Origin of the sequence: Lactobacillus isalae (assembly GCF_947539375.1) — a bacterium.
Taxonomy (GTDB): domain Bacteria; phylum Bacillota; class Bacilli; order Lactobacillales; family Lactobacillaceae; genus Lactobacillus; species Lactobacillus isalae.
The window spans coordinates 493,323-504,412 of record NZ_OX443569.1 but is presented as its reverse complement, the minus strand read 5'-3'; the positions used below and the strand labels follow the sequence as shown (position 1 = coordinate 504,412).

At 35.1% G+C, this 11,090-nt stretch carries 16 protein-coding genes and 1 pseudogene; all 17 read right to left on the bottom strand.

Going from position 1 to position 11,090, the window contains the following annotated elements; translation table 11 throughout:
- Nucleotide 1 precedes the first annotated feature (1 nt).
- Nucleotides 2-355, bottom strand: a complete 354-nt coding sequence (gpG, locus tag QM512_RS02495) for a phage tail assembly chaperone G (RefSeq protein ID WP_282805950.1) — start codon at nucleotides 353-355, stop codon at nucleotides 2-4.
- Nucleotides 356-427: 72 nt separating this feature from the next.
- Entirely contained in the window at nucleotides 428-1,066 is a 639-nt protein-coding gene (locus QM512_RS02490) for a major tail protein (protein WP_282805949.1), read from the bottom strand.
- A 4-nt stretch (nucleotides 1,067-1,070) separates the two neighbouring features.
- A complete protein-coding gene (locus QM512_RS02485) occupies nucleotides 1,071-1,496 on the bottom strand; it encodes a hypothetical protein (RefSeq protein WP_061399861.1) in 426 nt (141 codons plus the stop codon).
- The gene (locus tag QM512_RS02480; protein ID WP_094496320.1) at nucleotides 1,493-1,888 is read right to left on the bottom strand and encodes an HK97-gp10 family putative phage morphogenesis protein; all 396 of its coding nucleotides are present in this window, start codon (nucleotides 1,886-1,888) and stop codon (nucleotides 1,493-1,495) included. Before QM512_RS02480 ends, QM512_RS02485 begins: the two co-directional genes overlap by 4 nt.
- Nucleotides 1,888-2,184 (bottom strand): phage head closure protein, encoded by a 297-nt coding sequence (locus tag QM512_RS02475; RefSeq protein ID WP_282805948.1) that lies wholly within the window; start codon nucleotides 2,182-2,184, stop codon nucleotides 1,888-1,890. The genes QM512_RS02480 and QM512_RS02475 overlap by 1 nt, the downstream gene beginning before the upstream one ends.
- Nucleotides 2,159-2,530, bottom strand: coding sequence for a head-tail connector protein (locus QM512_RS02470; RefSeq protein ID WP_282805947.1), 372 nt, complete (start codon nucleotides 2,528-2,530; stop codon nucleotides 2,159-2,161). Before QM512_RS02470 ends, QM512_RS02475 begins: the two co-directional genes overlap by 26 nt.
- Nucleotides 2,531-2,533: 3 nt before the next feature.
- Nucleotides 2,534-2,632: pseudogene (locus QM512_RS02465) on the bottom strand (HeH/LEM domain-containing protein); the annotation flags it as partial.
- Between the two features lie 38 nt (nucleotides 2,633-2,670).
- The gene (locus tag QM512_RS02460) at nucleotides 2,671-3,816 is read right to left on the bottom strand and encodes a phage major capsid protein (RefSeq protein ID WP_282805946.1); all 1,146 of its coding nucleotides are present in this window, start codon (nucleotides 3,814-3,816) and stop codon (nucleotides 2,671-2,673) included.
- Nucleotides 3,817-4,362 (bottom strand): HK97 family phage prohead protease, encoded by a 546-nt coding sequence (locus QM512_RS02455; protein ID WP_282805945.1) that lies wholly within the window; start codon nucleotides 4,360-4,362, stop codon nucleotides 3,817-3,819.
- Nucleotides 4,295-5,680 carry a phage portal protein gene (locus tag QM512_RS02450; RefSeq protein ID WP_282805944.1) on the bottom strand — a complete coding sequence of 462 codons (1,386 nt, stop codon included), beginning with the start codon at nucleotides 5,678-5,680 and terminating at the stop codon, nucleotides 4,295-4,297. Before QM512_RS02450 ends, QM512_RS02455 begins: the two co-directional genes overlap by 68 nt.
- Nucleotides 5,681-5,863: 183 nt before the next feature.
- On the bottom strand, nucleotides 5,864-7,576 hold the full coding sequence (locus tag QM512_RS02445) for a terminase large subunit (protein WP_282805943.1): 1,713 nt from the start codon (nucleotides 7,574-7,576) through the stop codon (nucleotides 5,864-5,866).
- Complete coding sequence (locus QM512_RS02440) at nucleotides 7,573-8,040, bottom strand: phage terminase small subunit P27 family (RefSeq protein WP_282805942.1); 468 nt, start codon at nucleotides 8,038-8,040, stop codon at nucleotides 7,573-7,575. Before QM512_RS02440 ends, QM512_RS02445 begins: the two co-directional genes overlap by 4 nt.
- Nucleotides 8,041-8,231: 191 nt before the next feature.
- Nucleotides 8,232-8,495: an HNH endonuclease gene (locus QM512_RS10230; RefSeq protein ID WP_394358296.1), complete on the bottom strand. Its 264-nt coding sequence runs from the start codon at nucleotides 8,493-8,495 to the stop codon at nucleotides 8,232-8,234.
- 461 nt (nucleotides 8,496-8,956) lie between these two features.
- Nucleotides 8,957-9,259 (bottom strand): hypothetical protein, encoded by a 303-nt coding sequence (locus QM512_RS02435; protein WP_282805941.1) that lies wholly within the window; start codon nucleotides 9,257-9,259, stop codon nucleotides 8,957-8,959.
- Between the two features lie 339 nt (nucleotides 9,260-9,598).
- Complete coding sequence (locus QM512_RS02430) at nucleotides 9,599-9,997, bottom strand: hypothetical protein (protein WP_282805940.1); 399 nt, start codon at nucleotides 9,995-9,997, stop codon at nucleotides 9,599-9,601.
- A gap of 203 nt (nucleotides 9,998-10,200) precedes the next feature.
- Nucleotides 10,201-10,386: a hypothetical protein gene (locus tag QM512_RS02425; protein WP_282805939.1), complete on the bottom strand. Its 186-nt coding sequence runs from the start codon at nucleotides 10,384-10,386 to the stop codon at nucleotides 10,201-10,203.
- 24 nt (nucleotides 10,387-10,410) lie between these two features.
- Nucleotides 10,411-10,896 carry a hypothetical protein gene (locus QM512_RS02420; protein ID WP_282805938.1) on the bottom strand — a complete coding sequence of 162 codons (486 nt, stop codon included), beginning with the start codon at nucleotides 10,894-10,896 and terminating at the stop codon, nucleotides 10,411-10,413.
- Nucleotides 10,897-11,090: the final 194 nt, after the last annotated feature.

Genomic DNA, 11,090 nt, shown 5'->3' with positions numbered 1-11,090 from the left:
GTTATTTTTTTTGGTCACCTTTTTCATTACCAATGTCTAATGCACCAGCTGATTGGCTATACCATTTATTAAATTCTTCAACCATTACCTTAGGTGCAATACCTTTCATTGCTTGGTCAAGTGTAAATTGATTTCTAAAGTAATTAACTACAAACTTTACATCAGCTTTAACTAAGTCTTGTGCATCTTTGGCTTTCATCGGCTTATCGCTAGTTGTTTTCATTGAATAGTTATGTTGGGCAACATCTAATTCATTAGCGTTCATCCAATCTTCTACAGTTAAAGGGATCTTAGCCATATCTCGTTCGTAGGTTTTGTATTCGCCATCTTCATATAACTTAATTGTTTCTTTCATAGTTTTCTCCTAGAAATAGCCGCGGTCTGTGACTATTGTTTATTTCTAGCGCGACTGATTATAGTTTTAACTTTATGCAGTAGGTCCACTAGGTGTAGTTGCATCAAAAACTTTCTTCAATGCTGCATCTAAACTTGCTTGATCTTTAGGGAATACCACAGATTCATACGTTGCCATATCGAAATCTGGATCAGAAGTGAAACCATTAATTTCAGCAATTTTATTATTGCCACGTTCCTGCATTACAAATTCTCCTTCGAGTTCTTCAGGAGAAGGATCAGGAGCACCAGAACCCTTAGTCTTGTTCTTGTTATCTGGGAACTTAAAAGTACCATTTAACAAACCTACATAGAGAGGGTGTGCTTCATTAGATTGCAATTGTGTTTCAAACATCATAGCAACGTGGTTTGGTAATGAATCGTCCCCGTAGAATTCCATTCCCTTTGCATATTTAGTTCCTAAAAGCATTGTTTTAGCTTCAGGAGTTAAGAAGTAATTACTTACCTTAGCGGTAGTCTTAGAAATACCAGATGATAAAGTCATGTAAGGACCATCATCGGCATTAATAGTTGCATTGTCTGAAGTAACAGATACATCAATTTCAGTAGTACCTGGTAATTGAAGGATATCGCCCTTAATAAATCCTTCATCGTCTAATTGGGCAAAGCGTAAGTTCTTAGCACCAATTTTCACGAATTTCTTGTCTGCCATTTATTTATTCCTCTTCTTCAAAAATTATTCCATTAACGTATAGCTGGAACATATAAAGTTGTTTATTAGGTTGGTCAGCAGTGTCAGGATCTTTCGTGTGGCTATCTGCATACCGATAAAAACCAATACCTTTTAAAGCGTCTAATATAATAGGAAGTAATTTTGTCCCTTGACTAAATGTTTTAGTCCATAAAGATACGCACACTCTAGGCTTGGTGTATGCTCCATCGTCATCAGAACTGCGATATTTATTACCTATGTAATTCACACGAATAATAGGAGCATACTTATTTCCTTGATATTCTTCTGGAATATCGAAATTAAAAATCATATCTTCATCTGTAGAATTGGTTTGCATATCAGCCATAGCCTTAGTTAGCTTTTCGTTATTAGCTAAAGCAGAATAAACTTTTTGATCTGCAAAAATCATGATCCTAACTCTTTCTTAAACTGATCGATTACGTCTTGTTTTAATTCAGGTATTGATTGGTCACGAGACTTTTCAGAAAAGAATGTTGGTGCTTTCTTCATTGATCCAGTATCAGCAAAGTGTGCATACCAAGCTGGCAATTCACCAGTAGATGCGGAACCAGCCAGTCCGACCTTAAGAGACAAAATACCTTGTCTCATTCGTGGAGTGCCTTTTTTAACGTCTTCTGCTAAGTGAATTTCATAACCGTGTTGCATACCAACTGGTATATTTTCACGTAAGGTATTTTCAAAAGTATCACCCATTTTATTAAGAGCATCTTTCTGTGCTCTTTGTCCCTTATCTCTAAGGGCACGAATGTTACTCATGACATCCTCTAGCCCTTGAACCATTACTTCTCCACCAACCTTCCTGTTATTCTCGTGCTATCAAAGCGTTCATAATCGCGTTGAATATTTTTAATATTGTAGTCATTGCCGTTAAAATGAATGAACATATCACTAGTAATCTCTCGACTATCCATGTAGTTAACTAAGAAGATAGTGTTATCCTTGCCTTCTTCTAAGCCACTATTTTCGCGATACTCTTTCAAGGTAGACCTTGTGACATCACACCATAGTTCTTTAATTGGAACTAGCTTATCTTCATATGTCCCGTCTTCCTTATTCTTGACCGTCTTGTTTTTCATTACCTGAATTTTCGTCTTCATTAAATTCAGGATCATTTACGTACCTCGTGTAAATAATGTCGATTAATCTAGTAACTCCGTATGGAATTTCAGCAGTATTTGCTTTAACCGTAGCAGTCTGTGGAACAGTTGTTTTACTCTCATACCAATGTGTCGCTAATAATCGAACTGCAATAGTAAACATTTGATATTTAGATAACTTTTCTGGAGTAGCAGTTTTAGAAACTTGAGTACAAATTACTTCCTCTGCACCCCTCCACAGATTCTCAATAACTGCATTATCTTCATCAAAATTGATACGTAAATAATCTTTAAATTGTTGTTTATCAAATGTAGTATCAGCCATTTATTACACCAGCTTTAATAAGTCGTCCTTAGGTGCAGACGCTGGATACTCAATTGAATGCTTATCCAAGTAAGCCTTAATTTCAGCTACTGTATTAGCATTAATGGGCTTTGTGTCCCCACCATTTTCTGGTGGGGGATTTAATTTCCCGCTGTACCAGCGGTTACAAAGTAACCTGCATTTTCGTCAGCTTTAACTACTCCGAATCTTACTGATGCACGTAAATAAGTACCGTAAATATCGTTATCCACCCATCTAATTTGAATATCAGAACGGTTAGCATAAAGCACTGCACGTTTAATATCTCCAATAAAGGCATGTGCTTCGCCATCCTTACCTAATAAATTATCTTCAACTACAATTACAGATACACCTAACAACATTGCTGGAGAATCAGTAGTAATTGGATCATTAAGTAAATAGCGACCGTTTTTATCCTTTAAAGTATCTAAGTATTGATAGAAGCTTTGTGATGCAATAATAGTACGTTGATATGCTGGATCTAAATCTACATTCAAAATGTGTTTAATCGCATCTACATCACTACCTGAAACAGATTTAGCAGTAAAACTTTGTAAAATAGTTGAAATAGCAGCATTAGTAGTATTAATTTTTTGTTCCATTGCGTTATTTGAAACAATACCAATTAAATCGGCAGCCGAATCTTCAATAGATTCTTGTGACAGCGGAATAGCGCCACGGTAAGTATCTACTTTCCATTCGCGTTTAATAAATTCAGGCTTTGCCAATTCTGGGTTCTTTTCTAATTCAGCTACTGTATGCAATTTAGCAGTAGCACGTTTTACAATTGGATAAGTTCCTGAAGCAGTAGTAGGAGTAAATTGAGTTACTAATTTAGATAAATCAGTAACAGTTTTAACTTCTTCAGTAGGAATGTACTGAATATCCTTTGGAATGGTTACTTCAGCATCTTCTGATTTCAATCCAACTTCAGTAGCATTAGAAGCATCACGAGTGTGAATATAAGCATTAATAGCTCGTTTTTGAATTTCCAACTTATCTTTACTTGAACCACCGCCACGGTGATGAGGCCCTTCATTAACCTCAGGAGCAATTGAGCGTTGTTCTTCTTTTTCTAGTTCTTTTAAATCGTCTAGGTCAGCTTTAGCTTGATCTAATTCAGTATTAAGACCAGTAATCTTAGAACGAATTTCTTTAATATCCTTTACTTCAGAAGCAGTATCTGCATCCTTCAATAAGGCGCTACGCTTTTGAACTAAATCATTGTATTTAGCTGTAGCTTCCTTAATCTTTTCTTTTAGCATTTAAATCTCCTTGATATTTAAGTCTTTTTGTAATTTAAGCCATTCTTTATCGGCTTCTAATTCATTTCTTTTATCTAAAAAGTTTTTCATTGAGCGTTGAGAAACAGCCACATCAGTTTCTTTATAGGCAGGAAAAGGAGTTAATGATAACTCATAGAGTTTTCCAATCTTTCTCACAATATGCAGTAGTGAACCATCTGGCTGTTCTTGCCAATCATCGTCAGCAATTGTGAAACCAAAACTCATCCCTTGAACATTACGATTTTCTAAGTTAGTCATTGTGTCATTACCTAAAGTAGTTTTAGGAATTTCAGCTTCAAAATGGACTCCAGAACCATCTATATTGAGTAATAAAGTATTAGCACTAGTTCTAGCTAGCACATCTCCCGTATTGTGGTTGTAAAGTAGAACCACATCTGATGTATCCACACTATCGAAAGCACTAGGTTCAATTTCTTCAATAAAACCACCTAAGTCCTCACTTCTTTGGTTGAATACCACTGCCGTTCCTTGAATCTTTCTTGTCTCCTGATCCACTTTCGGCATCTGAATTAAGTTTCTGATCTCCATTAGTGTCATTGCCTTTTCCCGTCTTAACCTTTACGACATTGCCTTGACCTGTTTGTTCAAAATGTTCTTCATCAGTAGGCTTGCCATTATCGTCATATTGATTACCTTTAATAACGTTATTAGGAAAATTCTCTCTGATGTTTTCAATAGGAACAAAGTTACTCATAATTACACGAGTACCAGACATGACATCTTTATAAGGTGCATATCCAAGTCTTCTACGAGCTTCATTGTCATCAAGCAATCCACTCTTATACCAATCAAGTGTTTGCTTCATATTTGTTTCGGTATCAAGCTCCATTAAACGAGATACATCAAACTCAAAGTGATACTTCTTAGCTTGTTGAAATGACAGAAGTTTGATATTAAATTCAGAAGTAAAACGATTGAAGTAGTGATCTAATGAGTTTTGAATGTAATCTAGGTTTGATTGTGGAAGTGATGTATGTGCGTTTTCTAGTCCTAAACGAGAAACTGGTATACCAAACGCTTTTGCAATCTGCTTGGTAGTGTAATCATTGGAATTGACGATTTTTAAAATGGAAGTATCGATTTCTACGGGAGTGTATTCTTCCCGTGAACTAAGCACCATTACTCGGTGTGTTTTGTTACCAGTGTTTGCTTCAAGCCATTTTTTTCGCACATTGTCTCTAGAATCAGGTGTAGGGTCTCCTGGCAATTTAAGGATTGCTGAACCATTAATTCCTGAACCAAAGAAGTCGTTAAGTAACTTATTTCCTTGTCTTTGCATTGATAACTCATCAACTAATGAATAAAGAGGACTAGCTCCTATCATTCCATTAGTGGTAAGCATTTTTATATGAATAATGTCCTCAGGATCTAAGTAATACGGATCATGAGTATTGTCTTGAATGTAGTATCTAATCTGCCCTGTTAGGTCTTCCACTTCTACATCAACCCAACTTGGTCTAAGTAGAATTAAAGCCATCGGTTTATTTCTACGCTTTGATCTAAGAATTCTAGCATAGGCATTTCCTGTAAGTAGCAAGTTCGCACATAATGCATACTTAAAATCTCGTGCAGAAACATAATCATTAGGTTTTACATTAAGCAAGTAGTTTAAGTCACTAAAATTATCATCTGCAATGTGGTTGACATTATCACTTTCAAGCTTAATGGGATTAGTTGCGATATCGTTAGAAATGACGTTGACGGCTGTAAATACGTCTGAATTCCGTAACTTGTCAATTGGAACATATCGCGGATTACTATCATTGAAATCAATAAAAGATCCTGAATCGTTAAACGCTGTTAACGGACGAAAAAAGGTCATTATGTCACCTCCTATTTGTAATTTGATGTGCGGTCAATATAGATAGCTAAAGTTACCAAAATAACTCCAGTACCAATAAAGCCAACAGGTGCTCCAATCAGAAACAGTCCTACTGAAACAAGTAGTATTCCGATTAGGCAAAATAAGGTATGGATATTAGCTAAAATGCATAGACTAATAGTTTTAAAAGTGAAATTCGTTTTCATAAAAATCATCGTCTCTCTTATGAACAAGAGAGAAGTCATATAGATACGCTTGAGTAAACGCATTGATTAATGCTGCTAAAGGGTCAATCTTATTGCGATACATTGTTTTATCCAAAATAACTGCGTCATTATTCTCTTTAACAATTGCATTGTTAACCGCAATCTCAAGCAGTCGATTATCTCCATGTTCAATAGTTTTATCCTGAACAAATTTCCTAAATTGCTTAGTCGGTTCAGACAAAGTAGCTAATCCTTGAGCTACATCAACCATGAGATAACCATCTTCATTAAACGTATCTATGATGTGATTTGCAGAGTAGCGGTCATAGCACATTGATCTAACGTTTAAGTTATATTGACCAATGAAGTTGTAAATGTAATCAATGATCTGTTGGTCATCAATATTGCCACTCTGCAAGTTACTTAAGGTAACTTCTCCCCGTTTTCGTAAAGCAAGATAATCAATCTTATCTCGCTGTATCTTGTTCTCTATTCCTCCACGAGTACCAACAAACGCGTGAGAGCCAACATAGAACTTACTATCTTCATCAATTGGTATGCACCAGCTCACAGCTGATAGGTCTCCTACACGGGCTAAGTCAAGGCCTAAGTAGACATCCCTGCCATATAAATCAGGTGTTTTATCAATTCGAATAGTTGACCAATCTTTTACGTTAATGTAGGAATTCTCACTGGCTTGTTGCCACATGTTAAAGGTATAAATCTTAGAAGAAGTAGTAGTTTCCATGTCCTGGGCACGTTTCCAGTCTTCTTTTAGTTTTGGAAGTAAGTGTTCACGGATTTTTTCGTCATAAAGAATAGGGTTCGATTTAATCCAATTCTTAGGATCAGCCAGCTCTTCTTCGTTGTCCTGCTCATACCAAACAGCAAAGTAAGTATCATCTTCCACATCACCATTGAGTAACTTGGTAACGTACTTATATTCTGTTTCATGAAACCAACCATTAATCTGATCCGAAACGGTTGAAATAATAATAGTCAGTGGCTGTTTCTGTTGACGTTGAGATTTCTGAATAGCTTCCAGAACTGATCTATCAGTAGAATCGGCCTGCTCATCAAGAATCCCTAGCATCGTGTTCAAACCTTGCATTCCTTTAACATCATTTGAGAGTGGAGTAATAAATGAACTACTTTCTGTATCTTCGATAGTGTCTCGTTTAATTCGAGTACGTTTTCTAAAAAATTTCGACTTGTATCTAAGTGGTTTTAAGAAATCAACCACATAGTTAAAAGTAAGTTTTGCTTGATCTCGCTTATTTGCAGCAGTATAAATCTGGCGTGCCATTACTGGGTTCTTTTCGTAAACCAGCATATACAATGCAATACCAGCAACAATAATTGATTTACCTTGTTTACGTGCCATTGAGATGACAGCATAGGTAAATCTTCTAAGACCATCTTTCTTTTTCTTCCAGCCAAACAATGAACCAACAATAAACGCTTGGAAATTAACCAACTTCATAGGCTGACCATCATCTGGGTTAGGTAAAGAGCTAATAAAGTTAATGACAGTCTCTGCCTTTTTAGCGTCAAAGTAGTACGGATAGTCGTCATTCTTTGACTTCTCAAGGTCATCTAGGTGTCTTTTAGCTGCCTGACGCGTTTTTTTATTAGCAGGTATCTTTAAACCCACAATTTCTTGCGCATATCTGGTAGTTTCATCAATCACTGAACATCACCTACCTGTGCATATGGATCTTTTTCTTCTTCATGATTTTCAGGCTTAACAAGTTTCATTCGACTATCTAAAGTCATTCCTAGTTGACCAGCTGTTGCTCTAAGTTCCTTTTGCATATCTAAATAAATGTTGTATGCAGGATTCTTTCTGCCATTAACAACCAGTCCTTCCTTTTTAACGGCTTTAATCGCTTGTAAGTAGAGGGAGTAGGAATTACAGTAGTTAACCACCAACGTTTGATCTAAAGCTGTGATATCTAAATTAATTAATAAAGGAACAACACGCTTATATTCATTTCTTGCAGTTACATCCATTAAAGATTTAGGTGGCTTAGTTCCCAAATGCTTGAAGTTTTCTGATCCAGCAAACTGCTCTTCTTCTTTTCTTAGCTCTTTTTCAGCTTTAGTTTTATGAGATTTATCTTGTGTGGAATGCTTTCTTGGTCTTCCAGCCATTTGTGAATTTTCACGACCTTTCTAAAGTAAAAACTGCGTAAAATCGGGCTTTTCGTAACGCCGTTACAACCTAAAAAACTTTCATTTAAGGAATTTTACGTGAGGAAAACTGCGGGACGGTTAGCGAAATGGCTCAACCATAGGGGGATCAAATGTTTGGGATACTCTTACTTTTTGTAACCGTTATAATTTTATAACAAGCCGTTATAATACCCGAGTTTGTGAATTTTCTCATGGCACGGCTTGCATAAGCTTTCCAAATTTTCTAAGTGTAAACGTTCGTTCCAATGGTTAAATACATCATGCTTATGATGTATATCTGTTGCTAAAGTATGCTTTTTATGTAATAAACATCTTTCGCACAATGGATTTTTATTAAGCTTGTACTCTCTTAATTCTCTCCACGCTTTCGACTGATAAAATAAACGATAGTTCCGAGTTAACTTATTAGTCATGCGCTGCTTATCGTATTTACGTGAGTAATAGTGTTGATGCTTATCACAATACTTCTGATTAGTTGAAATTAACCTATTACAACCGCTTTTATTGCACTTATGTGTTATCATACTTATCTTCCTTAAATACGCTTAAAACGGCTTATATTCATTTGTATCTATATGTAGTGTGTTAGCTATCAAACCACATCATGCAGTAAATAGCTAATATAATCAGCTCTAAGCGATTTATTTATTAATTAGTATGCTTATACTTTACAGGTAAAAAGACGCTTAAAAGTCCTTAAAAAGTCCAAAACAATAAAGGTGCATAGAAAAAGGCTAGTGAGTTACTAGCCTTTAAATATTTAAATTATATATGTAAATGTAAAATGTGTAGATATAAAAAGAGCATAAAAAGGACGGTTAAAATTTATAATTTTAGGTAATAAAAAAAGCTGGTATTTCTACCAGCTTAATAATTAATTTAGTTGTTGAAGTAAGTCCATAAACTCACTCACGTCGCTTGTTGCTTGGTCGATGTGGTGTATATCAGCTTCCCAATCATCTACCCAATTGCTCGCGTCGTCCATATCTTGCCAACCGTCAACAGGCTTGAAATACACCTTATATATGCTATTGTTGCCTTTTTTATAGGCATAAGCAAACGGCAAGCCGTCATCTATGCAAGTATCATCACTATAGATAGTGTGATAAATAGAGCCTTTATAATTAATATCGTCCATATATTTACGGTGCATTTTTTCAAATTGTTTTTTCGACATCCATAATAATACCTCCATTATTTTAATTCGTTTTCTGCTATTTTTTCCACATCATTGAAAGTCTTATTCTAAACGGGTATAAGTATAATAGTTGCTTCCCTAAAAGTAAATAGTTATCTACTGTGATACCTGCTTATTTCATCTCATCGAATGCAATTTCGCCGTACTTGTCGAATTGGCGCGCTTGCACGGGCGTAAGTATGATTGTTTCATGCTTTAAAGTTTGCGTGTTTATAGTGTCTCTAAACTCCGTTTTGCCCAGTGGGCTATAGTTCGGTGTTACTGTTGTATTAAATAATGATAGAAAAATTAATAGTTTTAACATGGCTAACACCCCGCTTAAAACTCATTTAAAGCTTCTTTGAAAGCTTTAATATTTTTACGAGATAAATCGCTACCCCAATCAATTTCGCCAGGTGCATTACTTATAATTGAATCAAAAACATCATAAGCATGTATATATTCAAGCATGTTAGCTATAGTTTCAGTGTTTGTGTAGTCTGTTTCCCAATGTCCATAATTTTCTTCGTCCCAGCGTTGAACTTCTTCTAATGCTTTAAAAACGCCGTATTTTTCTAATGCGTCCTCTGCCTTCTTGTAGCCGATAAAATATTCATTAGTATTAAAAAGATCATTGAAAAAGTCTTCAAAGGTATAATCTGGTAAACCTATGTAACCATCAATATTATTTTTAATAGTTTCTAAAATTTCTTTTTCTGTAAAATATTCTGTAGTCATAATAAAAAAAGTCCTTTCTTAGTTGTACTAGAAAAGACTTTAAAAGCGTGATATAATTTTCACGTTAAATCTTTTCTAATACGTTTCACAATAGTTAGTAAGTTTTAACACTTGCCGTTTAAGTATGCCAGTACTTAGACGGCTTTTTTTGTTGCCTTAATTAACTTACATATTTATTATAACACGCGTGTTAGTCGTGTCAACTATTTTTTTAATTTTTCTTGAATTATTTCAAGTAATTCTTTTAGCTCGCTTTCTGTCGCGTGCAATCTTATGAAAGACCTAGCAGAAAAGAAACGATTACGCCTTTTCTTTTCTTCGTACTTTGCAGGGTCTTTTTTAGCTAATCTATCTAAGCTCTTACGGTTTGCTATACTTTGCTTCTTCATTTACTCACCTCCTACATTTTTTATCTAATTCCATTTTAAAGAGATTTCGCCGTTATCATCTATATACGCTCTTGCGTTCTTTTTAATAAATTCAATTGCTGCTCTTCTTGCATCTGCTACGCTTGTGAACTTATCTTCTGCTTGCATCCACACAACACCCGCGTTATTGTCCCAAATGTACCAGCTATTGTTAGAGTCTCTGAAGTTTAGCTTTCCGACAAATCCGCCTGCGTCTTTATCATCGTTAAAAGGCACATAAATGTCCCATGTTACCAGGCGCGCGCTTTCTACACTCAACCTACATTTTTCATCTAACTTTTCTTTCGATAGATCAAAATTTAATGAAAGCGTTTTTTTATAATTAATAGTATAATTATCGTTGTTCAATACTAATTTAGTGCCTGATCTATAAAGGTTAAATTCATTATCTAAGATAACTTGCCCATCTTCATTCTTATAAGCCCAGCCGCTTTCGTGAAAAATTGGGTCTTTAACTTTAAAATCTTTCATTTTTTTGTCTCTCTCTTTCTTAAATCAATTTACAAGTAAATTATATTAACACGCTTGTTAATTGTCAATGTTTTTTTTGAATATTTTTTAAATTCTTTTTTCTTCCTATTATATAAGCAATATAAAAAATAGCATAAACAAAAAATAAGCCTTATACCTAATAACACAGGTATTAACTACGCATATACTCGATT

Coding starts and splice junctions, on each gene's coding strand:
- QM512_RS02485 (WP_061399861.1), bottom strand. CDS start 1,496: ATGATTTTTGCAGATCAAAAAGTTTATTCTGCTTTAGCTAATAACGAA.
- QM512_RS02490 (WP_282805949.1), bottom strand. CDS start 1,066: ATGGCAGACAAGAAATTCGTGAAAATTGGTGCTAAGAACTTACGCTTT.
- QM512_RS02425 (WP_282805939.1), bottom strand. CDS start 10,386: ATGAAGAAGCAAAGTATAGCAAACCGTAAGAGCTTAGATAGATTAGCT.
- QM512_RS02460 (WP_282805946.1), bottom strand. CDS start 3,816: ATGCTAAAAGAAAAGATTAAGGAAGCTACAGCTAAATACAATGATTTA.
- QM512_RS02450 (WP_282805944.1), bottom strand. CDS start 5,680: ATGACCTTTTTTCGTCCGTTAACAGCGTTTAACGATTCAGGATCTTTT.
- QM512_RS02475 (WP_282805948.1), bottom strand. CDS start 2,184: ATGAAAAACAAGACGGTCAAGAATAAGGAAGACGGGACATATGAAGAT.
- QM512_RS02430 (WP_282805940.1), bottom strand. CDS start 9,997: ATGACTACAGAATATTTTACAGAAAAAGAAATTTTAGAAACTATTAAA.
- gpG (WP_282805950.1), bottom strand. CDS start 355: ATGAAAGAAACAATTAAGTTATATGAAGATGGCGAATACAAAACCTAC.
- QM512_RS02440 (WP_282805942.1), bottom strand. CDS start 8,040: ATGGCTGGAAGACCAAGAAAGCATTCCACACAAGATAAATCTCATAAA.
- QM512_RS02455 (WP_282805945.1), bottom strand. CDS start 4,362: ATGCCGAAAGTGGATCAGGAGACAAGAAAGATTCAAGGAACGGCAGTG.
- QM512_RS02480 (WP_094496320.1), bottom strand. CDS start 1,888: ATGGTTCAAGGGCTAGAGGATGTCATGAGTAACATTCGTGCCCTTAGA.
- QM512_RS10230 (WP_394358296.1), bottom strand. CDS start 8,495: ATGACTAATAAGTTAACTCGGAACTATCGTTTATTTTATCAGTCGAAA.
- QM512_RS02435 (WP_282805941.1), bottom strand. CDS start 9,259: ATGTCGAAAAAACAATTTGAAAAAATGCACCGTAAATATATGGACGAT.
- QM512_RS02420 (WP_282805938.1), bottom strand. CDS start 10,896: ATGAAAGATTTTAAAGTTAAAGACCCAATTTTTCACGAAAGCGGCTGG.
- QM512_RS02470 (WP_282805947.1), bottom strand. CDS start 2,530: ATGGCTGATACTACATTTGATAAACAACAATTTAAAGATTATTTACGT.